Annotated in this window: 21 protein-coding genes and 1 riboswitch; of the genes, 8 read left to right on the top strand and 13 right to left on the bottom strand. The window is 37.6% G+C overall.

Features of this window, described 5'->3' with window-relative positions; translation table 11 throughout:
• Nucleotides 1-21: 21 nt before the first annotated feature.
• The 7 genes from BWI92_RS06575 to BWI92_RS06545 all read right to left on the bottom strand — a co-directional run bounded on the left by BWI92_RS06575 (nt 22) and on the right by BWI92_RS06545 (nt 7268).
• Nucleotides 22-1098 (bottom strand): CHC2 zinc finger domain-containing protein, encoded by a 1077-nt coding sequence (locus BWI92_RS06575; protein WP_095161321.1) that lies wholly within the window; start codon nt 1096-1098, stop codon nt 22-24.
• Nucleotides 1099-1236: 138 nt separating this feature from the next.
• Nucleotides 1237-1773 carry an ATP synthase F1 subunit delta gene (gene atpH, locus BWI92_RS06570; RefSeq protein WP_095161320.1) on the bottom strand — a complete coding sequence of 179 codons (537 nt, stop codon included), beginning with the start codon at nt 1771-1773 and terminating at the stop codon, nt 1237-1239.
• Nucleotides 1774-1818: 45 nt separating this feature from the next.
• Nucleotides 1819-2313 carry a F0F1 ATP synthase subunit B gene (gene atpF, locus BWI92_RS06565; RefSeq protein WP_095161319.1) on the bottom strand — a complete coding sequence of 165 codons (495 nt, stop codon included), beginning with the start codon at nt 2311-2313 and terminating at the stop codon, nt 1819-1821.
• Nucleotides 2314-2543: 230 nt separating this feature from the next.
• A complete protein-coding gene (gene atpE / locus BWI92_RS06560; protein WP_095161318.1) occupies nt 2544-2789 on the bottom strand; it encodes an ATP synthase F0 subunit C in 246 nt (81 codons plus the stop codon).
• A gap of 202 nt (nt 2790-2991) precedes the next feature.
• Nucleotides 2992-4086 (bottom strand): F0F1 ATP synthase subunit A, encoded by a 1095-nt coding sequence (gene atpB / locus BWI92_RS06555; protein ID WP_095161317.1) that lies wholly within the window; start codon nt 4084-4086, stop codon nt 2992-2994.
• 107 nt (nt 4087-4193) lie between these two features.
• A complete protein-coding gene (locus tag BWI92_RS06550) occupies nt 4194-4556 on the bottom strand; it encodes a hypothetical protein (protein WP_095161316.1) in 363 nt (120 codons plus the stop codon).
• Between the two features lie 198 nt (nt 4557-4754).
• The gene (locus tag BWI92_RS06545; RefSeq protein WP_095161315.1) at nt 4755-7268 is read right to left on the bottom strand and encodes a TonB-dependent receptor plug domain-containing protein; all 2514 of its coding nucleotides are present in this window, start codon (nt 7266-7268) and stop codon (nt 4755-4757) included.
• A 249-nt stretch (nt 7269-7517) separates the two neighbouring features.
• Nucleotides 7518-7635: riboswitch (SAM riboswitch) on the top strand.
• Nucleotides 7636-7749: 114 nt separating this feature from the next.
• On the opposite strand from BWI92_RS06545, the gene BWI92_RS06540 reads away from it, so the two are divergent.
• The gene (locus tag BWI92_RS06540) at nt 7750-7992 is read left to right on the top strand and encodes a hypothetical protein (RefSeq protein ID WP_095161314.1); all 243 of its coding nucleotides are present in this window, start codon (nt 7750-7752) and stop codon (nt 7990-7992) included.
• 123 nt (nt 7993-8115) lie between these two features.
• Entirely contained in the window at nt 8116-9213 is a 1098-nt protein-coding gene (gene metX, locus BWI92_RS06535) for a homoserine O-acetyltransferase (protein ID WP_095161313.1), read from the top strand.
• A 115-nt stretch (nt 9214-9328) separates the two neighbouring features.
• Here metX and BWI92_RS06530 read toward each other — a convergent pair whose 3' ends face one another.
• Together BWI92_RS06530 and BWI92_RS06525 are read right to left on the bottom strand one after the other, a co-directional pair.
• Nucleotides 9329-10966, bottom strand: coding sequence for a glycosyltransferase family 39 protein (locus BWI92_RS06530; RefSeq protein WP_095161312.1), 1638 nt, complete (start codon nt 10964-10966; stop codon nt 9329-9331).
• A gap of 117 nt (nt 10967-11083) precedes the next feature.
• Nucleotides 11084-13219, bottom strand: a complete 2136-nt coding sequence (locus BWI92_RS06525) for a tetratricopeptide repeat protein (RefSeq protein WP_095161311.1) — start codon at nt 13217-13219, stop codon at nt 11084-11086.
• A 235-nt stretch (nt 13220-13454) separates the two neighbouring features.
• On the opposite strand from BWI92_RS06525, the gene BWI92_RS06520 reads away from it, so the two are divergent.
• The 5 genes from BWI92_RS06520 to BWI92_RS06500 all read left to right on the top strand — a co-directional run bounded on the left by BWI92_RS06520 (nt 13455) and on the right by BWI92_RS06500 (nt 20036).
• Nucleotides 13455-13742: an AtpZ/AtpI family protein gene (locus BWI92_RS06520; RefSeq protein WP_141234702.1), complete on the top strand. Its 288-nt coding sequence runs from the start codon at nt 13455-13457 to the stop codon at nt 13740-13742.
• 318 nt (nt 13743-14060) lie between these two features.
• Nucleotides 14061-16100, top strand: coding sequence for a penicillin-binding protein 2 (gene mrdA / locus BWI92_RS06515; RefSeq protein ID WP_095161310.1), 2040 nt, complete (start codon nt 14061-14063; stop codon nt 16098-16100).
• 175 nt (nt 16101-16275) lie between these two features.
• Nucleotides 16276-17565, top strand: a complete 1290-nt coding sequence (rodA, locus tag BWI92_RS06510) for a rod shape-determining protein RodA (RefSeq protein WP_095161309.1) — start codon at nt 16276-16278, stop codon at nt 17563-17565.
• Between the two features lie 116 nt (nt 17566-17681).
• Nucleotides 17682-18911: an MFS transporter gene (locus BWI92_RS06505; RefSeq protein WP_095161308.1), complete on the top strand. Its 1230-nt coding sequence runs from the start codon at nt 17682-17684 to the stop codon at nt 18909-18911.
• 102 nt (nt 18912-19013) lie between these two features.
• Nucleotides 19014-20036, top strand: coding sequence for a hypothetical protein (locus BWI92_RS06500; RefSeq protein WP_095161307.1), 1023 nt, complete (start codon nt 19014-19016; stop codon nt 20034-20036).
• Nucleotides 20037-20311: 275 nt separating this feature from the next.
• On the opposite strand, the gene BWI92_RS06495 is transcribed toward BWI92_RS06500, so the two are convergent.
• Nucleotides 20312-20686, bottom strand: a complete 375-nt coding sequence (locus BWI92_RS06495) for a DUF423 domain-containing protein (protein WP_095161306.1) — start codon at nt 20684-20686, stop codon at nt 20312-20314.
• A 609-nt stretch (nt 20687-21295) separates the two neighbouring features.
• On the opposite strand from BWI92_RS06495, the gene BWI92_RS06490 reads away from it, so the two are divergent.
• Nucleotides 21296-22015, top strand: coding sequence for a LytTR family DNA-binding domain-containing protein (locus tag BWI92_RS06490; protein ID WP_095161305.1), 720 nt, complete (start codon nt 21296-21298; stop codon nt 22013-22015).
• A gap of 55 nt (nt 22016-22070) precedes the next feature.
• Here BWI92_RS06490 and accC read toward each other — a convergent pair whose 3' ends face one another.
• From accC to efp, 3 genes are all read right to left on the bottom strand, one after another.
• Nucleotides 22071-23414 carry an acetyl-CoA carboxylase biotin carboxylase subunit gene (gene accC / locus BWI92_RS06485; protein ID WP_095161304.1) on the bottom strand — a complete coding sequence of 448 codons (1344 nt, stop codon included), beginning with the start codon at nt 23412-23414 and terminating at the stop codon, nt 22071-22073.
• A 137-nt stretch (nt 23415-23551) separates the two neighbouring features.
• Nucleotides 23552-24034: an acetyl-CoA carboxylase biotin carboxyl carrier protein gene (gene accB / locus BWI92_RS06480; protein ID WP_095161303.1), complete on the bottom strand. Its 483-nt coding sequence runs from the start codon at nt 24032-24034 to the stop codon at nt 23552-23554.
• Between the two features lie 224 nt (nt 24035-24258).
• The gene (gene efp, locus BWI92_RS06475) at nt 24259-24822 is read right to left on the bottom strand and encodes an elongation factor P (protein WP_095161302.1); all 564 of its coding nucleotides are present in this window, start codon (nt 24820-24822) and stop codon (nt 24259-24261) included.
• Nucleotides 24823-24989: the final 167 nt, after the last annotated feature.

The raw sequence follows: 24989 nt of genomic DNA, 5'->3' as shown, positions 1-24989 counted from the left end.
TTCGGTTTTTAGCTTTTTATCTTAAAAAAGATTTAACTGTTCATTACTACCCAATTTATCGGTGTAATAATCATTTACGTCTTTGTACTCCTCAGGCAGTTGTTTGCGCGAACAAGTAAGTCCAAAGTGACTAAATATCTTCTCTAGTTCATCGGCGGCTTTATGTCCAGCCTTATCATTGTCCAGATAAAAAATCACATTCGCACGCTTAAATAGTTTTGCCCAGTCTTTCTTGAAAACATTAGCTGTTCCTAAACTTACGGCAGTTTTGCCAGCCTGCACCAATCGCATACAATCAAAAGCTCCTTCGGTAATATAAACATCTTGGTCTAGCTTGATTTTGTCTAAAGCATCAGCATTAAACAAGGTAAGAGGATGTTTGTACAAAAACTGATAACGTCCGTGCCCTTCGGGCGGTGGACCTAATACGCGCCCTTGCAAATACACAATTCTTCCATTTCGATAGTATGGGATAATCAAGGGATGTGCATAGAAAATCAAGTTGTTTTTATCGTTAAAAAGCCCCGATTCTTGCAAGTCTAAGGTTGAGAAACGTTGTTTGAGATACCAACTCACATTTGCATAATCTTTGACCATAAAAAGCCTAAAATCCTGAATTGTTTTATCTGTAAACCCTCTTGACTTTATATATTCCAGACCCGATTTGGATAGTTCGTTGGAAGGTTGCTGCAAACAACAATCTCTAAATGCTTCATAAATTTGAGAGTGGATTTCTTCTACAGGCTTTTCTTTCTCTTGTAACTTTTTGACATCTACAGTTTGTAATGTATTCTTTGCAGGAAGAGGTTTAGCACTTTTCTGATACTGTTGAGGCGAATATCCAGACAAATACGTCTGAGCCATCGTTTGAATTGTATCTTTAATACTCAACTGTCGAATTTCAGAAAATAGCGTAATAGAGTTACCAGTCTTGGCGCAGCCAAAACAGTAAAAGCTATTAGTATGGGGATATAAAACTAGAGATGGGGTATTTTCCTCATGAAATGGGCAAACCATACGATTGCGGTTTACCTCCAATCCTAGGTCTTGCGCTACCTCTAATATCGAAACCTGACTTAATTCGTCCAGAACTGTCATAGCTATAGGGGGAATTTTGAAGAAGGGTAAATAGACTTTCAGCCTCTAACAATTTTACTTCAAATATAAAAAAACGACAGCCTCCGTGAATCACAGAAGCTGTCGTTTTTGATATTAATAAGTACTTTCTTTCTAAAACTATTGAAGGAAAGATACTTTCAAGTCGTTTAATCTTGCTTTTACTGAAGTATCGATTTGACGGTCGTTGATACGAAGTACATAACCACCAATCAATTCAGGGTTCACTTTTTCAACCAATTCAACAGTTTTACCTGTAGCTTCAGTTACCAAACGAATGAATTCTGCTTTTTGAGCATCTGTCAAAGGAGATACCGTAGTAACCTCTGCTTTTTGGATACCTTTATAGAGAGCATATTGACGTTGGAACTCTTCAGCGATAGCAGGAAGAAGTTTTTCACGGTTTTTCTTAGTGATAATTTCAAAAATCGAAAACGTTACAGGGTCAACTTTATCTTTGAAGATAGCAGTCAAAATACCTAATTTCTGTAAGTGTTTTACGATTGGGCTTTTCAAGGTTAAAACAAGTTGGCGGTTTTCATCGCAAACTTGGTCGAAGAATTTCATATCTTCATGAACTTTTTCAACTACACCTTTTTCAGCGGCCAAACCAATCAATGATTTAGCATATCGGAAAGCTACACTTTGTTCTGACATTTCTCTTTACGCTTTGAGTTGCGAGCTGTTAAGCTCATCACTGAATTAGTTTAATTTAGCATCAGATAATAAATCCGTAACCAATTTTTCTTGAGCAGAACGATCTGCCAATTGAGTACGAAGAATTTTCTCAGCAATTTCCAATGAAAGAGCAGCAGTCTCTTTCTTGATTGAAGCCACAGCACTAGCTTTTTCTTGTTCGAATGCTACGCGAGCTTTTTCGATTTCAGCGCTAGCTGCTTTTTGAGCTTCAGCTTTAGCATCAGCAATCATTTTATCAGAAGCTTCTTTTGCAGCTTTCAAGATACCATCACGTTCAGCACGAGCCTCAACTAATAACTTTTCGTTACCAGCTTTCAACTCAATCATTTCTTCACGTGTTTTTGCAGCCAAAGCCAAAGCGCTTTCGATAGACTCTTCACGCTCATGCAAAGAAGCAATGATTGGTTTCCAAGCGAATTTTGCTAATACAAAGAACAAAAGGCCGAAAACTACCAACTGCCAAAAGATCAGACCTAAATCAGGAGTAAGTAATTCCATATTAAATAAATGTTTTTGCGATTGAAAAGCAATTCTTGTATTGTGTAATTAGGAAGTGCTTTTATCAGGGTTTACTATATGATTTGGAAAATGAATTTTCTCAAAAAACTTCGTGCTATCGGCCTAATGCGTAATAACACGAAGATAATTTTGTGCTATATCAAAATAGAATGAGATAGAAACTAATTTTCAATCAAACGGCTATTCCGATATCCTTGGTTAGCTACAAATTATTTGTTAGCTACCAAGAAGCAAATAACTGCTGCGAAAAGAGCAACCGCTTCAACGAAAGCAGCTACAACCAACATCGCACCTTGGATCTTGCCAGAAGCTTCTGGTTGACGAGCGATTGATTCCATTGCACGACCACCGATGTTACCGATACCTAAACCAGCACCGATTGCTACTAAACCAGCACCGATACCTGCTAAACCTGTACCTAAAGAAACTTCAGCTAAAATTGACAAAAGTGACATGATTGTTATTTGTTTATGTAAGTGAAAAAAATTATTTACTAATGAAAAATATGAACTTAAGTACTAATGTTCTTTAGGCTATATGCCCTAGGCATTAGGCAAAAAAACTTTTACTATCAAATAAGGAATGCTTTTATTCCTTTAGCTTATGGCTTAAAGCCTATAGCAGATAATATTTCAATTTTGCCCGCTAACTTAAATCTTAGTGATGATCATCGTGGTGATGCTCTTCAACTGCTGAACCAATGTAGCTTGCAGTCAACAACGTAAAGATGAATGCTTGCAAAAACGCTACCAATAATTCGATAATGTTCATGAATACTGCAAATGCACTAATCACTGGTGTAACCACCCAAAGTTTCAAGATGAAAATCAAACCAATAAAGCTCAACATGATGATGTGACCTGCTGTAATATTAGCAAACAAACGAATCATCAATGATACTGGCTTTGTAAATACACCTATAATTTCTACTGGAGTTAAGATTACCAACAACCATTTTGGAACGCCAGGCATGGCAAAAATGTGTCCCCAATAAGTGCTTTTACCATTTAAGTTGGTAATCAACAAAGTAAGCACCGACAATACTAGTGTTACAGCAATGTTACCCGTTACGTTAGCTCCACCTGGTAATAAACCCAAAAGATTATTAATCCAAATAAAGAAAAACAAGGTTAACAAGTATGGAAGGAATCTTCTGTAGTGTTTTTCTCCGATGCTGTTTTTAACAACTTCATCACGAATAAAGATGATAATTGGCTCTAACCAAGACTGTAATCCTTTTGGAGCTTTAGTGCCTCTTTCTTTGTAAGCGTTACCAACACTAATAAAAATCAAAAGCAACAATACAGCACTAACCAATAAAGAAGCTACGTTTTTAGTGATTGACAAATCCAAAACGTGAGAGCCATCTTCAGCGTGCAACTTGCCGTGCTCCAAGATTAATCCCTCATAAGCTACTGGGTTGCCGTGCTCATCTTCCAATTTGCTAGAAGAAAATACTTTTACACCATCTTTCGTATAAGCAATTACAGGAAGGTGAACACCAATGCCATGTGCAAACTCCCATTTGTGGTCGTCAGCAATGTGGTGCATAATCATGTGACCTAAGTCAACTTTGCCTTCTTCGTGTGCTTCAGCACCAGCAGCGTGTTCGGCAGTTGCCTCTACGCCATGAACTGCTACTGTTGAATCAGCCGTAGCGGAAGTTGCTGAGTGATGCTCGGATTGTGCAAATACTGAAGTAGCAAATAAAAATAAAAATGCTACAATATTTGAAAAATATAATTTTCTCATCTCGACGTGGGGGATGAACGTATAATGGTTTATGATTTTGACTTTCTAATTCGTATGCTTTACTCCACCTGAAAATCAACAACTTATACTAATTATTAACACAGGGCCTATGAAAAGTGTCGCAAGTTACGATACAAATCGTAGATTTCAAAACCTGTATAACATAAATAGAGTACAAAAAAGTTGCTAATAAATGTATATATGTCAGGAGTGCTCTTATATATGAAGAATCCAATAAATGCTAGACTCAAAATTAGGCGAGCACCAATACTTCCCATGTAAAACTCAATAAAATGCTTTCGGTCGTTGGCAAAGCCTTGCTGCATCAATAAATGATTGAAATAGGAAAGTGTTGCATAAAATGCAAGCATGAACCACTTATCAGCATGAACATATTCTGATAAACCAATGTATGGAGCCAAAAAGAAGATTAAACCGACCACAACGGTCAGTACGATGATGCGTAACATTGTAGGTTCTGAATTTTTCCGCAAAGATACGTAAAACCTTCATTCAGAAATGAAAAAGGGGAATAAATTACTGCAATTTATTCCCCTTTTATTGTATTAGATTATCTTTCGGCTATCAGTTATTCGCTATGATATTCAAGCTTAATGGAATACGAGACCTACAAGCTCTAGCCGAGAACCAAATACCTCTTGAATATATTACCTTACCAAATATTCATTTTGAGCAACACCCACTCGCCCTTGATTTGACATTCCTTCTAATTTGATGTTCATATTACCTTTGGCATCACTATTCCAGAAGCTTGTTGTGGCTTTACCTGAGGCATCAGTCGTTATATTGGCGTTCCAATATAGTGTAGAACGATAGTCTGGACGAACGTGCTCTGGCTTAGCTTGCCCATATTGTGGGGCAAAAAACTCTCTGGTCATGGCATAACCCATGCGTTTCTGAATTTTTACACCTTCTGTATTAGACTTGCTCCAGTCATAATTGGCATTTCCTTTTCTTGTCAATACCGAAACAACACCATTACCTCCTCTTACTCCAAAAATAGCAGCATCAGCTCCTTTCAATACATCTATACTTTCAACATCGCATGGAGGTAATGTATTTATCACATCACTACTTACTTGCATACCATCAATCAAAAATAGTGGATCATTAGAGGCATTAATAGAGCCTTGACCTCGAATTAGTACGGAATAAGTTCCCATACCTGTCTGTACTACTTGCACCCCAGGAACCCTCCCTTGTAGCATTTGTAAGACACTAAACATACCTCCACAGAGCGTATCATCTACCTTGAGCGTGTTGCTCGCTTGTCCATAAATTTTACGATTATCCTCTGGTTCTTTTTTGGCAGTTACCGTTACTTCTTGAAGCATTTGTACTTTTTCAGTAATGAGCTTCTTCTCAAGTTCTATGGATTCTCTTGAGTATTTTAAGAAAGTCGCAAAAGCATTTGGGTCAAATATGCGCACCTCATTAGGAATTTGAAGCGGTCTTGTTTTGGGTAACGAAAGAGCCTCGTCTATCGTTAGGGTCAAATTACGAGCACCATTTGCCTTTACAGCCTGAAGATACACATCAACACTATCTGTAAAATCTAGGTTATAGAAGCCATATCTTCCCAATGAATCCACACTTGTCATAGCTATTATTGGGTTTTCTTTAGGCTTTTTGAGCATCAAAGTTAAAGTAAGCTTATCTGTTACTTTGCCATTAGGGCGAAGTGCTCTACCTGTAATTTCTAGTCCTTGTTCAACAAAGTAATCCATTTTAGGTTTGACATCGTTCAACATTTGTTGCCAAGTAAATCGGCGCCAACCTTGCGTCATCATTAATAAATCAAGGTGTAAATGACGGTTTTCTTGTGTGTTGTCAAAATAATATTGTGGTTGCTCTACAGCCCCTTGTATTTGTTGATAATACTGCCCACTCAACGATTCTTTTACCTCCGAATTTAACAAAACATAAGTCAAAATATTGTCGGCATAAGGTTCGCTCTTTACTTGTGAGGCATCAGTAACGGCTACAGAGAAAGTCCCTTGAACAGGTTTGCCTTCGGCGTCTTTTACTTCGATATTCAAATCTACTTTCTCGCGACTTTTATATTCTACTTTATTCGAAGAAACATTCACCTGTAATGCTCTATTTCCATGCTCAACAAATATCAACCTTTCACAAATGGGTAATCCTTCGGGCGAAAATAAAGTAATCTGCACTACCCCGTCATCAGGAATTTGATTTTTAGGAATATTGGCCACAAAACTTTTACTTGATTCTGAACCTTTCGCAATCATACAAACCTCTCCGCGTTGTTGTACAATGATAGGTAGTTCTTTGCCTTGTCCAGCAGGTTTGGGGCTAGAGTTCTGAATATAGAGTCGGATTTTATCCTTGTAAGTAACATTATCCACACTCATGATGTAGCCACCTTTTTGAGGTTGGGGTAACTCTTGTTTGATATAGCTCCCGTCTGATTTTCTTACATAGGCCGAATAAGTATTATTAGTTTCAGGATGAAAATTGAATACTCCATGCCCTAAATGAGCTGTGCTAAACACCCCAACGGTATCTTTATCATTGGCCAAAACAAAGCCTGAGGTTTCGACACCTTTTCCTAACTTATTCACAATTTTGAAGGCTAACCGACTTTCTAGGTTTTCAACCAAATACCCTCCTTCTGGGAAAAAGTTAACAGATGCTACCTCATTGAGAGCCTGAGCTTTATTTTCGTTCATAGAAGACATATTGGTATTTTGCCATACTCTCACATCTTTTTCAAAAAATAAAGATTCTGAAAAATTTCGCATATAATTGGTGTAGGCTCTTATGCGATAAAGGTCAGTTGCAAGGGTATCTGGCAATTGAATATCGCCCACCGAAACGGCCAAAGCTTTTAGCACTTTGTGAACTATGACTTTACCCGTAGCTGGCTGTACCAAATCTACATATAGCACTCGACTCACCGAATCCACACCATTAGAAGAGGCATCGAACAAATAGCCTTTTAGCCACATTGTTTCGCCAGCCATGTAGTATGGTTTATCCAAATGGAGATACACTTTTTCTTGAGGATACGAATAGCGGTATTTAGTTAAAGTAGCACGAAGTTTTTCATAAACAGGTTGCTCTTGTGCATGTGACGTGTTAGTAAAACACAGCAAGCTTAATAAAGTAATAAAGCAATAGGTTAAATTGTTTTTCATTGCAATTGGTTTGATTTAGAACGGTAAAATGGTTCGAACTAGCGATTTAAAAAAAGAAAAGCGAATCTACAACGATTTCTTGATGACTGGTAGTGTATATACAAATGACTTCATTTGGCGATATGGGTTGTTTTTAGTAGAAAATAGATGCTGTAAATATAATCTATCTATAAAACGTTTGCATTTTCGAGATTCTAGCTATTATATTTGCAACATCAAGTCAATTACTCTTCACAAAAGGTAGTAGTTGATTTATAAAGAAGAAGGGAGAGAATAGGCTCTATGAACTTCTGGCAACCTACTGATTCGTAAAGGCAAGGTGCTAATTCCTACCCAATAAGTTAATCATTATTGGGAAATATAAACCAATTACGAAACTAATCCAGCTACATTTTTACATTCTGCTGTTCAGTATTCGTCAGGTTTACGATGTATCGTTTCACTGTCACAATTCATTGTGGCTATATGTCTGTACGCATCCATGAAAAAATTTATTCCAATTACCGTAGGCAGCTATCTAGTTGTCCATGGGTATGACGAGCACAATCGAGAAATTATCGAAAGTATCGAGGTAGAAAGAGCAAGTCTAAAAATTGTAGCAGTCGACCGCATTCAGTCTCTAAGCGAAAAATATATGTTGGTTACAGGGGCATTTGGTCGTTTGATGTACTGGGAATATGAGGAGTCTTTTGAGGAGATTTCAGCCAAACTGATGGAGAACTAAAGAAGTTGGGGTTAATGATGAGTTGTTTCTTTCATTTTTAGGTTAAAACAACAAATCGTATCATTTTCAACTAAATGTTCTCTTCTTGATTCTTTATTATTATCAAAAACAGCATCTCAATTCGTGTTAAATACGTCAATTTTTAAACATCATGCTCCTTTCAAACTCGAAGCAGGAGGAGTTTTGCCAGAAGTTGAATTAGCTTATCAAGCGCTTGGACAGCTCAATACTGACTGTTCGAACGTGATATGGGTATGCCATGCTTTTACAGGTAGCCAAGATGTAGCAGATTGGTGGCAAGGTTTGGTCGGCAAAGGCAAATTGTTTGACCCAGAACAATACTTTATTATCTGTGTAAATGTGTTGGGATCACATTATGGAAGTACAGGACCTCTTTCGATTAACCCCGAAACTGGTGATCCATATTTTCACACTTTTCCAACTATTACGATTCGTGATATTGTCAACTCTTTTGATTTATTGAGAGAGCATCTGGGTATTTCAAAAATCAAAACTTGTGTTGGTGGATCTTTGGGTGGTCAGCAGGCTGTAGAATGGGCTATTTCTCAACCTGAGCTTATCGAAAATTTGATTTTGATTGCGACTAATGCCCAACATTCTCCTTGGGGAATTGCGTTCAATGAGTCTCAAAGAATGTCTATTGAAGTAGACCCTACTTGGAAAGAAAGCCATCCTTTGGCAGGTATCAATGGTATGAAAGCCGCTCGTGCTACAGCCTTGATTTCATATCGCAACTACGAAACTTATGGTGTAACCCAAGCACGCCGCGAGGAAGGTTTGGACAAAACCTATCGTGCTGTCACGTATCAGCGTTATCAAGGTGAGAAACTGGCACAACGATTCAATGCATTTTCGTACTATGTATTATCGCAAGTAATGGATTCGCAAGATGTAGGTCGTGGAAGAGGTGGAGTAATTAATGCCCTTGGACAAGTCAAAGCAAAGACACTTGTTATGGGTATCAAATCCGATGCACTGTTTCCTATTAATGAGCAAGAGTTTTTAGCAAAACACATTCCTGGCGCTACATTTCAGGCTTTGGACTCGTTATATGGCCATGATGGCTTTTTAATAGAAAATGAATTGATTACAAAAGCCATTAAAATTTGGCAGAAATTTATTAAATTGGATGTCAATCCAATGTACTCTTTCTTCAAGGCCCTTGAAGACCGTCCAAGAACATTAGTTGCTCATGATTAATGAGTTTTGTATAAAAAGTTACAAGCTAGCAACAGCTTCGAAAAAATTGTTTACTACCTGACTACATATATTTTTCTTTACCAAAAAAGCTGGCATCACTGCCAGCTTTTTCATTTTATTTTCTTTCGTAAAACAAAAATCCGTTTTCTTCTTTTATCAATCGTAGATTAGGATGCGCTTTCATGGCGCTATCTGCTGTAATCTTCATCACAAAATATGCAGGTTTGTCCAAATGAGGGTCATTCAATAAATAGGCCTCTGTTTTAGGTTTCTGAGGCTGTTTTTGGAAATAGAATAGTTGTGCATACGATTTAAAACCAATTGGCTCCACATACACATCTTTACCTTTCAATGATTCATAAAAACTAATCGCAGCACGTTGTGAATACCCTTCGATTTTGCTCACTACTACCGCCGAATAACCAAATAAACATAGCGCAGTAGCAATATATAAACCTCGAATATTGCGCATACTCACCATAGCTATTACTGCTACAATATACGCTAAGCCCATGTATTGCTCCCATCCGCCCCACGTAACTTTGGCACTGAGATTTGCCACGGCAAAGTCATCTTTGATATATGGAATCAACTGTGCTGCATACTGACCTACCAATGGCACAGCAGTAAGAGCAATTGCCATTACCAAACCAATAAAGAACAAACCAAAACCTGTGAGTTTTGACCATTTCCAAGTACCTGATAGTAAGTTATGGACATGGTATGCCGCCAAATACGACACAGGAAACCATGCCATTGATGAATAATGAACAATCTTGGTTTTCACAATCGTGAATAAAATCATGACTACCCAAAACAAATAAATCATCCATTTTCTAAAATATTCTCCTTGAGAATTACCCGACCCTGAGGTTCCCAATGCACGAATCGCCAATACTGAAATAGGAAAACAACCTACCAATACAACCACAAAATGATAATAGAATGGCTGTTCGTGTCCAGCATCGCCCGTAGTCAACAAACGAATTTGGTATTGAATAAACTCTACAAACAAACCCCATCCATTTTGATAGATAGATAGTCCAAACCAAATACAAGCCACCAAAAAAGCAATAGCAATGGCTGAGAAAAATGGTTTGATTGCATCTTTCAAGAAACTAGCACTAAATCCATTGACGCCCCAATAAGTGAATACGGTAAGTCCCCATAATAAACCACCGACAGGTCCTTTGGTTAGAATTGCCAATCCTACAAATAGCCCCGAAAGTAAGCCGTAGGTCTGGCGTTTAGATGTATTTTGATTTGTAGAAACACTTTGTGAGAAATACCAAACGCCCAAAAAGATAAATAGGTTGAAAGTAGGGTCAATAATACCTGATTTAAAATATAAATGTGGTGTAAATGAGCCTAAATATCCTAAAGCCCACAACAAACCAAACTTTTCATTATAGAGTTTTCGTCCGATTCGATAAAAAACCAAAAGGGTAATGATACCAATGATAGCATTTGGGAAGCGAGCACCAAATTCAGGAGCAAATCCAGAATTGGGGTCGAAAACATTAAATGCTTTCATGGCTAAGACCTGCATCCAGAAAAACAAAGGAGGTTTTTCCCAAAATGGCATATAATTAATTTGTACAGTAGCATAGTTTCCTGTCAAAATCATTTCTCTTGCCGATTCAGCAAAATTGATTTCGTCCCAGTCAAATAAATGGGAACTACCAATAAATGGGATAAAAAAAACTGCCCCTAGAGCAGTTATTAATATGTAGGATAAATGTCTTGTTTGCATAATAAATCGTCAATCGCAATGGTGATAACGTTTTGGCAAAAGTAAAAAAAATAATTGTTTCGTCTATACTTTCTAAAAATCGACAGATTAATAATATTCTTTTGCCAAAAGTTAAAACTATGGTTTAGCATTCTTCGCAGCCGCTAAATTCTCTTTCACTAGACCTAGCAATTGGCTTTTAGGATAATCTTTTATAAAATCATTCAATGCTTTTACATAGCCATCAAAATTTTGAGTTTTAGCTAATAACAACGCTTTCAAAAATGCCAATTTATCCTCTGTATGACTATTGGGATACTCTTTCAAGGCCGTATCTACAAATGACAAAGCATCTGCGAAATTACCTTGTTGATAGTATTGGTATGCTTCGGTATAAAGCTTTTGTGCTTCCGTTTCTTTGTCTGAGCTTAACTCTACAATATTTTCACGGCTTAACATTCTTGCAAAATACGAGTCACCAAACTTATCAAAGAGTGATTTTCTGTAGCCTACTTTTTCTGTTGGGTTATTTTCGTGTAACAAATACAAAAAGTACAGTGCCTCAGGTTCGTGAATTGAATTTGGGTATTCCGAAAGTAACTGTTTGAATGTTGCAATAGACTTCTTAGGCTCATTTAAACTCAACTTAAAGATTTTACCCACTTCAAACATCGCATCTTGTCGTTTGATTTGTGAAGTTTCGAGCGCCTTTGCACTAAATGGAATTTTGGTTTTCATGAGTGCTTTTTCTGTCGCTAATTCTTTGTCACTTATGCCTTCAATTGTGTTTTTTGAGGCGGAAGTATTTTCAGTACTTGCAGTATTAAAACTACCAAAAGAGGCTGCGTCGTCACGGCTACTTCTTCTCCAATTGTCCTCCAATGGGCGATTCCCCCAGCGATTCGTAAAGTTGGTACGACCTTGGCTTACCAACATAGCATTAGAAAAATACCAATCTGTTTTGCCTGAAGCCGCAAATGGATCTTTGGCAGTGGCGGTCGAGCCAGCTACAATTTCTTTAGCTTTTGCCAAATTGGCCATCTCTTGAGCCTTCTTTAGGCGAATAGCTCTTTCCAAAACTTTATCTAATTCTGCAGGAGTAAGCTTTGAGAGTTTTTGTAAAGAATCCTCCGTTTTGACAATATTCATCTGCTTCACAAACTCTCCTAGCACTTGTTGTTTTTGCTTTACTTTCGCAAAAGCAGCATCAGTATTAGGTAATAATGAAAGACAACTATCGTAGTAGGCAAAAGCCGTTTCATATTCTGCATATTTGTCGTAATATAAATCCGCCAACGTCAAATACGTGTAAGGCAATTGTTTTGTATCCTTGCTGATACTCGCAGATTTTTTCAATAAGGCAATTCCTTTGGCTGTATTCCCTTGTCGCATTTCTGCCGAAGCCATAGCCTCATAAATTTTATCAGACAAATCCTTGTTCTTGCCATCCTTTAATAATTTTTCAAAATTACCTTTTTGGTTCATGACCAATGCGCTATTCAACGAGGCATAGAATCTTAAATCATAGGAAGGTCTATTCTTAGCAACTTTAGTAAAGCACTCGCTTGATTTAGGAAATTTTTCCAAAAGCTCATACATCTGACCTGCTACATAATATAATCTAGCTTTTTGCTCATTTTTAGGAAGCAATGGAAAGGTCTCCTCCAAAATAGCCACAGAAGTAGCATATTCCTTTTTGAGTTGATGTAAATACGCTTTTGTCAAATAAAAGTTCGCTGTATTATTTTTGTTCAAGTCCTCCTCTCGTAGTAACTCGGCAACTCTCAAAGCAGTAGTAAACTCACCTTGTTCGACATAAGCACGCATCAGTCCAATCAGCGCTGCCTGACGAGCATCATCATCTTCGGCAGTGGTATTGACATATTTAAACGTTTCGATGGCATTTTTATAATCTTCTTGTATCAAGCGAGCTTGCCCTATGAGTACATAGGCATCATCGAGCCAACGAGAGTTTTGGTGTCTTTCGGCCACCATTGATGCTTTTTTGATAACGGCAGCCAGTTCAGCTGATACGGTGCTAGCTACGACCGAATCGATAGGCAATAAAACAGGAAGGATTTGGGCGTAATTATCGTGACGGTCTTCAAATAGCTTTTTTTCGGCCTCAAACAATTTTTGATTAGCTTGAAAAAGCGCATTGTATTTGGCATTAAGATTATGGAATCCCACGCTGATAGGCGAAGAGCTATATTGGGAGCATCCTCCTAGGCACAAAAATATGGCAAGTACTAAAAGTAACGGTATTCTATTCATGTGAAGTAGCTATGCAGAAAAACTACAATGATTTGATTGATTCCCCATCCAAAATACAAATATAGGTCAATTTGGTGGTTCTTAAGATAAGATTCAAAGTACTCAAAACAATAACCCAAGTTAATAGAGCAAGTCTATCTTGAATAACAAGGGGTTTAACGCAAAATAACGAGATTTTATTATCAGATTCCGTGCCAATTAAGTATTTTTGTTACAGGTATATCAAACATTCGTTTTGGGATTTTTTTATTATATCCCAACGGAAAAGTACCATTCTATTTTCGACGTCGAACAACCTTTTTTCTTTATTTTCATGTCAAACGATTCGCCAAATTCCAACAAGTATATGCGCTATATGGGAGCAGGAAGCCAAATGCTTATCACCATTGCGAGTGGCGTACTGTTAGGCAACTGGCTTGATAAAACCTTCCATACCACTACTCCTTGGTATTCTATTGGCTGTTCGTTGCTATTCATTTTTGCTGCGATTTATTTATTAATTCGTAGTCTTCCCAAAGAATAAGATCGTATCGCAAAATTATGTTTTGATTCTCAATGAGTTTGTTGACAATTTATTGAAAAACAGCAAATTTTGTACTTTAATTATGTTCCTTCAGATAGTTTTTTCCGTTTAAACTATAAAACAGGTCTGTTTTTGTTTAAATGAGTATTTCATATTTGATAATCAGATACCAACCAAGCCTTTACTCAAAATACAAAAAATAGTAATAGTTAGTTGGTTATTTACAGATTGGTTAGCAATTAAAACGCTTTTAGCCAGTCAAATTTTCCAGAAAGTAGAAAACATTTTCTATATATCCCTAAAATCATTTTAAAGCCAGTGGACGAGATTAGAAAGAGATTTATCCAAGGATTCATTATCCTTATCGCCATACTTTACATCGGAAGGCTATTTTATTTGCAAGTTATTGACGAGACTTACAAGTTAGATGCTCAAAACAATGCTATTCGTAAAATTGTACAAGTTCCTTTCAGAGGATTGATTTATGACCGCAACAAAAAGTTGATTGTCTATAATACCCCTGTGTATGATTTGTACATTACGCCCAAAAAAGCACATGTTCAGGATACTTTAAAATTCTGTAGACTTTTTGACATTACCCGCAGTGAGTTTGATAGCTTGACTCACTTAGCAAGAATTTACTCTCCTGTACGACCTTCTTTGTTTTTACGTCAGCTTTCCAAAGAGGAATATGCACGTGTTCAAGATGCTATGGTAGACTACCCAGGGTTTTCTTTCCAGATTAGTTCTTTGCGTACTTATCAATCAAAAGGTATGGCAAATGCCTTAGGGTATGTTGGCGAAATTAGCCCTGAGCGTCTCTTGAAAGAACAGGAAAAAGGTAACGAATATTATCGACAAGGAGATTATGTAGGTGTTACTGGACTTGAAAGATTTTATGAAGACGAACTGCGAGGACAACGTGGCGAAAAATACGTGATGGTCAACAGCCGTGGCGTAGAAAAAGGTCCTTTTAAAAATGGAGAATTTGATAGAGAACCTGTTGCTGGCAAAAATTTGATTTCGTCGGTAGATATTGCCTTACAAGATTTTGCTGATAGTTTGATGCAACACAAAGTAGGAAGTGTGGTGGCAATTGAGCCATCCTCTGGCGAAATCTTAGCGATGGTATCGGCTCCTACTTATGACCCTAGTAAACTATCAGGAAGGACTTTCTCAAAATACTTCCAAACGCTCAACCTTGACCCATTACACCCGCTTATCAACCGCCCACCGAGTGCTTATTATCGCCCAGGTTCGACCTTTAAGTTGATCCAAGCATTGATTGGTTTGCAATTGGGAGTAATTAGCCCAAGCACTGGATTTGGTCACGCAGGTGTACCTATGAAGTGTCACTGTGGTGGAACATCTTCGTCTATTCAACTAGGTATCAAAAACTCTTGTAACCCTTATTTCTATAATGTTTTCAAAAGAATCATTTATAACAATAAGGAGCAAAATCTTTTCAAAAAATCGGCCGTTGGTCTTCAACGTTGGAATGACATGGCTAGCAAGTTTGGTATTGGACAAGAATTAGGGATTGACTTACCAAACGAAACAAAAGGAAAACTGCCAAGTGTCGAGTATTACGACAAAGTATATAAAGGCCCTCTTCGCTGGAAATTTTCTAATATCTACTCTGTGGGTATTGGTGAAGGGGAGATTGTCATCAACCCGCTCAAAATGGCTAATGTGGCTGCTATCATCGCCAACCGAGGTTGGTATGTTCGCCCGCACCTTGTAAAAGGAATTAATGAAGCTGGAAACATTGATAACAAATACAAAGAGCATATTTCAGTAGGTATAGATCGTCGCCATTTTGAACCTGTTATCGAAGGAATGGTTGGCGCGGTAAATGCAGGTACTGTGGCTGCCGAAGCACGCCTAAGCGATATTCAGATTTGTGGTAAAACAGGTACATCTCAAAATAAACATGGGCAAGACCATGCTATTTTTATCGCTTTTGCTCCAAGAGAAAATCCTAAAATTGCTATTGCTGTATTTATCGAAAATGCAGGTTTTGGAGGAACACACTCGGCTCCTATTGCATCGCTTTGTATTGAAAAATACTTGAAAGGCAAAGTAGAACGTAAAGCAATGGAAACTCGATGGATGAATAAAAGCTATTTGGCCAATGTGTTGAGTGCAAAAAGTGCTTCAGCTAAACCAAATAAAGAGGTAAAAGCAACGGTAGAAAAAGATTCGACTATCGAAGACTATCAGCTACGCAACCTGAAAGAAGAGTTATTCAAACTAGATCAGGCAAATAAACCAAAAGCTCCTATATTCAAGATTCCGATGCAACCACAAGCGGTTTTACCTAAAAATCAGAAAATAGTACCTAAGAAAACACATTAAGATTAGAAGAGTAATTAGGGCTGAAAGATTTCAATTCATTACAGATTTGACATTTCAGAAAAATAGGAAAATGGAAAGTAGGTTACATTTCCGCAATTCGATATCCGAAGTGATTTCAAAACCCTTTACTCAAGTGTACCAAACAAATTGATTTAGCATTTCTAAGAATAAGACCTTGAAAAGAGAAGAACAAATATCGCGCAACCTCGACTGGGTGACCGTGTTAATATATATACTTTGTGTTGTAGCAGGCTGGCTCAATATTTACGCGGCAATTTATAATCCTGAGCACCCAATTTGGATTTTTGATGACGGTTTCTTTGATACCAATTCAGGAAAACAACTCATTTGGATAGGAACAACAGTTCTGCTCATAATTGCCATTTTGGTTATCGACCATCGTTTCTACGATACTTTTGCTTTTCCTATTTATGGATTTTTCCTATTCATGTTGCTGGCAGTACTCGTAGTAGGAACAGAGGTGAAAGGCTCGCACTCTTGGTTCAGGATAGGCTCTTTTCAGTTACAACCTGCCGAGTTCTCTAAAATGGCAACCTGCTTGGCACTGGCAAAATATTTGAGTACGCCACTCACCAATCTATCCAGATTCAAAGACCAGCTCAATGTAGCTATCATCATTGCAATTCCGCCAATATTGATTTTGGCGTCTAACGAAACAGGGGTTGCTTTAGTTTTTGCGTCATTCTTGATTCTATTGTACCGTGAGGGGCTTCCAGGTATGTATCCTGCTATTTTCTTAGCGGTGGTAACGCTATTTATTTTATCTCTCATTTTTGAGGAATGGCAGATTTATATCGGTTTAGCGGTAGTGTCTGCTTTAGTTGTTTGGGCAATGCCTCGTTATGAACGCAAAACCAAAAATATATTAGCTATTCTAGGTGTAGCCTTTTGTATGGGTTTGTTTGTGACAGGCGTAGATTGGGCGATTAATAATGTGCTAAAAGAACACCAGCGTAATCGTATCCGAGTTTTAGTTGACCCTGACTTTGACCGTAAGAAAACAGGTTATAATGTTCGTCAAGCCAAAATTGCGATTGGCTCGGGTGGGTTGCTTGGTAAAGGATATTTGCAGGGAACACAAACTAAGTTTGACTTTGTACCCGAACAAAGTACCGACTTCATTTTCTGTACTGTAGGTGAAGAGTTTGGTTTTGCAGGAAGCCTAACTGTTGTCGGTTTATTTATTGGCTTGATGCTACGGCTTATTTATCTCGCAGACCGACAGAAATCCCGATTTGCGCGAGTCTACGGATATGGGGTCGTCTCCATCATATTTTTCCACTTTCTCGTCAATATCGGTATGACTATCGGTTTGATGCCAGTAATTGGAATTCCGCTGCCATTTTTTAGCTATGGAGGCTCATCTCTTTGGTCGTTCTCTATTTTATTATTTATTTTTCTAAAATTAGACGCCCATCGTTCGCAAATGCTTTCAAGATGGTAAAATAACACTTCATACAAAAACTACCGATTATATAGATAATCGGTAGTTTTTTTGTTATAGACTGTTAAAATTCTTATTTTCGGAATGAATCTTTCCTTTACATAAAACCTATCTCTATGCAGGAAACTACTATTTCAAAAAATGCCAAACTGTTAATCCTTGTAGCTTCTCTGGGCTATTTTGTGGATGTATATGATCTCATTCTTTTTGGGGTAATTCGAAACGCTAGCTTGGCCAGTCTCGGACTCGATAAAGACGGACAACTCTCAGAAGGACTGCGCCTACTTAACATACAAATGGCAGGCATGCTTTTGGGTGGACTTATTTGGGGCATTTTGGGTGACAAGCGTGGACGTAAATCTGTCTTATTTGGCTCTATTCTATTGTATTCCTTAGCCAATGCTTTTAATGGAATGGTACAAGATTTAACCGTATATGCTATTCTAAGATTTTTGGCAGGTATTGGTCTTGCAGGCGAATTAGGAGCTGGAGTAACTTTAGTGAACGAATCTTTACCAAAAGAAAAACGAGGATATGGAGCCTTATTCATTGCAGGAACTGGGGCTTTAGGTGCCGTAACAGCTGCCTACATAGCAAGCTTGAGTACCGACCCAGAATGGTGGCGTATGACCTATTATATCGGCGGTGCTATGGGGTTAGCATTATTGCTATTGCGTATTGGTACCATGGAATCGTCATTATTTCAAAACATTGAAAAAAGCGCACCGAAAGGCAATTTTCTTAGCCTATTCACCGATTCGAATAAGCTCAAAAGATATATCTATTGTATTTTGATAGGTCTTCCTGTTTGGTACACGGTAGGTATTCTTGTGTTGGTAGCGCCCGAACTTAGCAAGGCTATTGGTGTTCAGGGTGAAATTAAAGCAGGTACAGTGGTGATTTTATGTTATGCGGGACTATCATCTGGTGATTTTCTTAGCGGACTCGTAAGTCAATTTTTACAAAGTCGTAAAAAGACGATTTACTGGTTTGTAGGCTCTAGTATAATCCTGATGGGTATCTATTTATTAGTTCATGGACTAAGTACTACGATTTTTTATTTCCTATGTTTTGCTTTGGGCTTTTCAGGAGGATATTGGGCGGTATTTATTACTATGGCGTCAGAGCAGTTTGGTACTAATATTCGTGCAACAGTGACTACAACAGTACCCAACTTCGTTCGTGGGGCATTGATTCTTATTACATTAGGCTTTAAATTTTTAATGGGTCATGTGGGTCTGATTTATGCAGCATTGATAGTGGGGTGTATTTGTAACTTCGCTGCTCTCTGGGCATCTTATATGTCTGAGGAAACATTTGATAAGGATTTAGATTTTATCGACTAGATGTAATGTAGATAAAATTTATTGGACACCTATACCTTTTACCAATAAAACTCTTGATTTTAGTCTTGAAAAAGAAGATGTTTACAGCCTAAATCTTGCAATATGGCTCTTATTTCAAAAAAGAAACTTCCATTCAAAATTAATCTCCAGCTCAGAAAATATTTGATTAAATATGGGCGTGAGATAGCCATGCCTTTACAGTATTCTGATTTGTTGAGATTTGAAAATGCTATAAGTTTATATGACAAGTTTGGCAATGATACGCTTTGGCAAACGGTATTTTATCCACACAATGACATTGATTTTGTGTATGAAGGATTAAAAAAAATCTATGCTGATTTACGTACTGATGGTGACGAAAAAGTTATTAATCACCTCAATGTCGATAGGATTGATTTATGTACTTATGGCAACACACAGCCATTTCGCATTCGAATTGTCAATAAAATGAACGATAACTTCGACTATTTCTATGTCAAGCGTGCAGATTCCTCGCGAGTATATGGCATGGAACTAGAACATCTACTATCTCCCAATAGAATGAGTTATCTCACATTCGAGGATACAGTCGTAGAAGAACACATCATTGGTATTCCTGGAGATTTATTCTTTAAGCAACTACCTAGTTATGAAGAGGTAAATTATCGTCGATTGGCTAAAGAGTTTGTAAAGTTTAATGAAAGATGCTTTGTGAGACTACTGGGAGATATGCACTCCTCAAATTTCATTATAGACATCACGCCCGACTTTGAAGAAGTATTTTACCGTATAAGGGCTATAGATTTTGACCAGCAAAGTTACGAAGGCAAACGTTCGGTATATATGCCTCAGTATTTTAAACAAAACTATCCTTTGGTCGAAATTGGGATGAAATATATGACTTCAGAGTCTGTTCAACAGTACCAGATTGAAGAAAGATCACTCATAGCAGGAAGATTGAGAGTAGAGCAACAGCGGATGTACGAGCTGATGTCAGTAATGGCGAGAGATGAAATTGCCTCTGTAGATAATACCGAGTCCCTCAAAAAAGAACTAGCTAGGTGGTATCAATCAGATAGATTTCTGAAGTGCAAAACAATGGGTGAAATCGTATGGGCGAGTTTGGAGCAAGTCCTGATTCATTAACAATTTAGTGAGTTGAGATTGAGTGAATGAGTGATTATTTTAAAATCTTATCCTAGCAGTAGAGACACAATACTTTGAGTCTAAAAACAATTTTCGACCGCTTTTTTTGATAAAAAGTTGGAGAATATACCTAATTCTAAAATTTGGGATGACTCATGACTATATTTTAAAATGATACCTCTTCAGACGCAATACATTGCTCCTCTACAAGAAAAAAGCAAATTAAAAATAATCACTCATTCACTCAATCTCAATTCACTAAATTAGGAATATACTTACTTGCTTTTAGTAATTCCCAAGGCTAGCAACACCCAGCCTACCATTAGGCATGTACCTCCGATTGGGGCAACCGCTCCCCACATAGTGACTCCTGTAGCACAAATCATGTACAAGGCTCCTGCAAAAATAATTGTCCCTACCAATAATGCATTGCCTGCATATCTTACAAAAGCATGCTTGAATGTTCCAGACAATATTCCTACAGCCAACAACCCCAATGCCCCATACATTTGGTAGCGAGCAGCCGTTTCGAAGGTTTCTGTTCTACCAATCGCCTCTAGGCTTGCTTTAAACGCGTGCGCCCCAAATGCACCAAGTGCAACCGATAGGGCAGCTAAGATAGCTCCAACTTGTAAAAAAAACTTATTCATATCTTCGTGATTTATTGTCCAAAATTACCATCTATAATTGACACCACTGCACGTTCGTGGGATATTTGTGCAGTTCATAAATAATAAGGTCTTAATTGATACATTAGTTCATCAATTCATAGGATAATTTGTGTGTTGGTGAGCTACAGGCATATGTCAATATTCAACATCAATATTAAAATGTAATTTTGTAATGCAATTACATCCTTACTCAATACCCTTAAATATCTGACCGCCTAAGAAATCATAAAATGAGACAAATTAGCTTAAGTAGTTTATAAACATTGTGATTCGTTTAAGTACTCGACATTAAGATTATCATTAATACCGTAATTCGTCTAAGTTAAAGAATTTTTAATTCTTACTTTTTGAAAATTATACAATTCCCAAGATGTGCTCAAAACTTGAGTATGTCTTGGGAATTTTGTTAAATTCCCTTCTTCTATATTTCATTTTCTAACAAAAATCCCGTAAGTTGCGATGTAGAAAACCATTCTCATGAATTGTTTTTCCAACTTTTCGTCAATTTTAGCCAAACCTTTCCTAATTGCATTCTAGAAGTCGCCGTACATTCTAGCCAATTTAACAACAGAATAATTCACCTAATTCATGACAGTTTATCGATGTGTCATTTTAGAAGACGATGACATCGCTCAAAAAATTTTAGAAACCAACATCAAGAGGTTACCGCATCTTGAAATCGTTCAAGTTTTTAGTAATCCCATTGAAGCCATTCCTTTGTTGCATCAAGGAAAGGTCGATATTCTATTTTCTGATGTTGAAATGCCCGAAATTTCTGGATTAGATCTCATTAAAACGCTTGAAGCTCCTCCTCAGATTATTCTTACTACAAGTCATTCCGATTATTCTATGGAGGCTTTTGATGTAGGAGTAACAGATTATCTACTCAAACCCTTTAGTTTTGAGCGATTCCTAAAAGCTGTTAATAGAGCCATTGACAATATCAATATCAAGAATAAAGCTTCTCAAAAACCTGTTGTTCAGGAAGAACAAATTATTTTCTTAAAGGCAGGTAGAGAGTCTTTAAAGTTCTTTGTAAATGACATTCAGTATATCGAAGCATTAGGCGCTTATACTCGAATTTTTAGTAAAGAGAAGCCTGTGCTAATCAGTGAGTCGATTTCCGACTTACAGATTAAATTACAACCGCTCAACTTTATTAGGGTACATAAATCATATATAGTGCCTCGTTTCAAAGTAACAGGAATATCATCTCGACACGTAATTTTGGATAAATTGAAAATCCCATTGGGGGTATCATATCGAGAAACCATAGAAAAGCTTTTCGAAGAAAAATCTAATTTATAAAAAAAGGGTTCTGCATACACAGAACCCTTTTTTATGGCTAATTGAATCCAATCAATTACAAGCTTTTCAAATCAAAACCTTCCATAAAGGCTGTTGTGAATTGACCAGACTTGAATCGTTCATCATCCATTAATTTGATATGGAAAGGAATCGTAGTTTTGATACCATCGATTACAAACTCTTGCAAAGCACGTTTCATACGCAACAATACCTCTTCACGGCTCTGACCCGAAACAATTACTTTCGCAATCATAGAGTCATAGTTTGGTGGAATTGTATAACCAGCATACACATGGCTATCGATACGTACTCCGTGGCCTCCTGGTAAGTGAAGATTTGTGATTTTACCTGGCGAAGGACGGAATCCATTCGCAGGGTCTTCAGCATTGATACGACATTCTAAAGCATACAATTTTGGCGTATAGTTTTGTCCTGAAATAGGTACACCAGCTGCTACTTTAATTTGTTCTTTAATCAAGTCGAAATCTGTAACTTCTTCAGTGATTGGGTGCTCTACTTGGATACGAGTATTCATTTCCATGAAATAGAAATCACCATGCTTATCCACTAGGAATTCAATTGTACCAGCACCTTCATATTTGATAGCAGAAGCCCCTTTAATTGCAGCCTCACCCATTTTTTCACGAAGTTCTGGAGTAAGTGCAGGCGAAGGAGTTTCTTCACAAAGTTTTTGGTGACGACGTTGGATAGAACAATCACGCTCAGAAAGGTGACATACTTTTCCGTATTGATCTCCTACAACTTGTATTTCGATGTGACGAGGTTCTTCCACATATTTTTCCATGTAGATACCATCGTTTCCAAAAGCGTTGGCTGCTTCCATTTTGGCATCATTCCAAAGCTTTTCGAACTCATCTTCATGACGGATAATACGCATACCACGACCACCACCACCAGCTGTAGCTTTGATAATAACAGGGTAAACGATGTCTTTCGCAATCCGCTTAGCATCTTCTACTGTATCAATCAAGCCTTCCGAACCTGGAATTACAGGGACACCAGCAATTTTCATGGTAGCTTTCGCAGTAGCTTTGTCACCCATCAAATTGATTTGTTCTGCAGTAGCACCAATAAATTTGATACCATATTCAGAACAAATACGAGAGAACTCAGCATTTTCTGACAAGAAACCATATCCTGGGTGAATAGCATCAGCGCCAGTAACTTCGGCTGCTGAAATAATCGCAGGGATATTCAAATACGACTGACGGCTTGGCGGTGGGCCAATACACACAGCTTCGTCAGCAAATTTTACGTGAAGGCTTTCACGGTCAGCAGTAGAATAAATCGCTACCGTTTTGATGCCCATCTCCTTACATGTTCTAATGATGCGGAGGGCAATTTCACCTCTGTTGGCGATAAGTATTTTCTTAAACATTCTTTAGCTTTAGTTATAAACTCAACTAAACATCTTTATCGATGTGTTATTGCAACAACAACTCACTAATCGATAAGAGAGTTTTTGACTTATTGAAAAATAAAACCAAATAGATGGGGTAATTCAATATGGTTGGCTTATTGTTCAACTACGAAAAGAGGTTGGTCAAACTCAACAGGTGTTGCGTTTTCTACCAATACTTCAACGATACGACCAGATACTTCTGATTCGATTTCGTTAAACAATTTCATAGCTTCGATGATACAAACTGGCTTACCTTTTGTCACTTCTGAACCAATTTCAACGAATGATGGAGAGTCTGGGCTAGAAGAACGGTAGAATGTACCAATCATTGGAGACTTGATAGTCACACGGTTAGAAGCTGCTGCTGGAGCTGCTGCTGGAGCTGCTGGAGCCGCCGCTGCTGGAGCCGCCGCCGCAGTAGCTGCAACTGGAGCTGCCGCTACTACTGGTGCTGGAGTTGCTACCACTTGTTGCACCACTGGCGCTTGACCATAACGCTTTACTGAAAGTTTCAACTCAGAAGTTTCGATGTTTACCTCATCAAGAGTTGATTGAGCAATAAAATCTAATAGCTTTTGGATTTCTTTATTTTCCATTGGAGGTTGGTGTTACAATGTCTAATTGATAAATTTTACGTATAAGGGAATTTCAGATAAGTAATTGTTTTCAAGAATACATCTCACAAAAAATTAAGGCCGAAAAAGGACAGTGTCCTATAAATTCAGGACTAAAGATACAGTAAATATAAGTATTTTTAGTTGAGCCAGTAAAATCTTGAGGAGTAAAACTTTATTGAAAATCAATTACTTATCGAAGGATATTATTTTACTCTTTCTACATATTCATATGTACGAGTATCTACCTTGATTTTCTCATCGTTCTGGATGAATAATGGTACAGTGATCGTAGCACCAGTTTCAACAGTGGCAGGTTTTTTAGGAGAGTTGGCTGTGTCACCTTTGATACCCGGTTCGGTATAAGTAACAACAAGCTCTACAAATAGAGGCATTTCGCAAGAAATAGGTTGCTCTGTTTCTGCGTTGATTAGGATTTCAACCAACTGACCTTCTTTCATAAGGTCTGCTGCTTCTACCATCTCTTTGTTTAAGGTAACTTGTTCGAAGTTTTCGTTATCCATGAAAGTATAACCAAATTCTTCTTCATACAAGTATTGGAAAGAACGACGCTCTACACGAACAGGGAAAATTGCTACCCCTGAGTTGAATGTGTTATCGATTACCTTTCCTGAAGTCAATGATTTCAATTTTGTTCTTACAAAAGCAGGGCCTTTGCCTGGCTTTACGTGTAAAAACTCAACAACTGAAAAAAGATCGTTGTTAAATTTGATTACTAGTCCGTTTCTGATGTCTGCAGTAGTTGCCATTTTTTCAATTATTTAGAAAACAAGAAATAGCATAAGCAATTTTGCTTTCTGAACACTAAATAGTTACAAATTTGATAATTACAAAAATTTGAATGTGCAAAATTACAAAAATGTTCTCTGAACTTAGCACAAAAAAAACAGTAAACTACCCAGTTTAGTGAAATTTA

It is taken from the genome of Flectobacillus sp. BAB-3569 (genome assembly GCF_002270355.1).
Lineage (GTDB): Bacteria > Bacteroidota > Bacteroidia > Cytophagales > Spirosomataceae > Flectobacillus > Flectobacillus roseus.
The sequence above is the reverse complement of the archived record's forward strand: the minus strand, read 5'-3'. Positions and strand labels throughout refer to the sequence as shown.

Bases quoted from the DNA above. Each gene is read 5' to 3' on its own strand.
- BWI92_RS06575 (WP_095161321.1), bottom strand. From the start codon at position 1,098: ATGACAGTTCTGGACGAATTAAGTCAGGTTTCGATATTAGAGGTAGCG.
- atpH (WP_095161320.1), bottom strand. From the start codon at position 1,773: ATGTCAGAACAAAGTGTAGCTTTCCGATATGCTAAATCATTGATTGGT.
- atpF (WP_095161319.1), bottom strand. From the start codon at position 2,313: ATGGAATTACTTACTCCTGATTTAGGTCTGATCTTTTGGCAGTTGGTA.
- atpE (WP_095161318.1), bottom strand. From the start codon at position 2,789: ATGTCACTTTTGTCAATTTTAGCTGAAGTTTCTTTAGGTACAGGTTTA.
- atpB (WP_095161317.1), bottom strand. From the start codon at position 4,086: ATGAGAAAATTATATTTTTCAAATATTGTAGCATTTTTATTTTTATTT.
- BWI92_RS06550 (WP_095161316.1), bottom strand. From the start codon at position 4,556: ATGTTACGCATCATCGTACTGACCGTTGTGGTCGGTTTAATCTTCTTT.
- BWI92_RS06545 (WP_095161315.1), bottom strand. From the start codon at position 7,268: ATGAAAAACAATTTAACCTATTGCTTTATTACTTTATTAAGCTTGCTG.
- BWI92_RS06540 (WP_095161314.1), top strand. From the start codon at position 7,750: ATGAAAAAATTTATTCCAATTACCGTAGGCAGCTATCTAGTTGTCCAT.
- BWI92_RS06530 (WP_095161312.1), bottom strand. From the start codon at position 10,966: ATGCAAACAAGACATTTATCCTACATATTAATAACTGCTCTAGGGGCA.
- BWI92_RS06525 (WP_095161311.1), bottom strand. From the start codon at position 13,219: ATGAATAGAATACCGTTACTTTTAGTACTTGCCATATTTTTGTGCCTA.
- BWI92_RS06505 (WP_095161308.1), top strand. From the start codon at position 17,682: ATGCAGGAAACTACTATTTCAAAAAATGCCAAACTGTTAATCCTTGTA.
- BWI92_RS06500 (WP_095161307.1), top strand. From the start codon at position 19,014: ATGGCTCTTATTTCAAAAAAGAAACTTCCATTCAAAATTAATCTCCAG.
- BWI92_RS06495 (WP_095161306.1), bottom strand. From the start codon at position 20,686: ATGAATAAGTTTTTTTTACAAGTTGGAGCTATCTTAGCTGCCCTATCG.
- BWI92_RS06490 (WP_095161305.1), top strand. From the start codon at position 21,296: ATGACAGTTTATCGATGTGTCATTTTAGAAGACGATGACATCGCTCAA.
- accC (WP_095161304.1), bottom strand. From the start codon at position 23,414: ATGTTTAAGAAAATACTTATCGCCAACAGAGGTGAAATTGCCCTCCGC.
- accB (WP_095161303.1), bottom strand. From the start codon at position 24,034: ATGGAAAATAAAGAAATCCAAAAGCTATTAGATTTTATTGCTCAATCA.
- efp (WP_095161302.1), bottom strand. From the start codon at position 24,822: ATGGCAACTACTGCAGACATCAGAAACGGACTAGTAATCAAATTTAAC.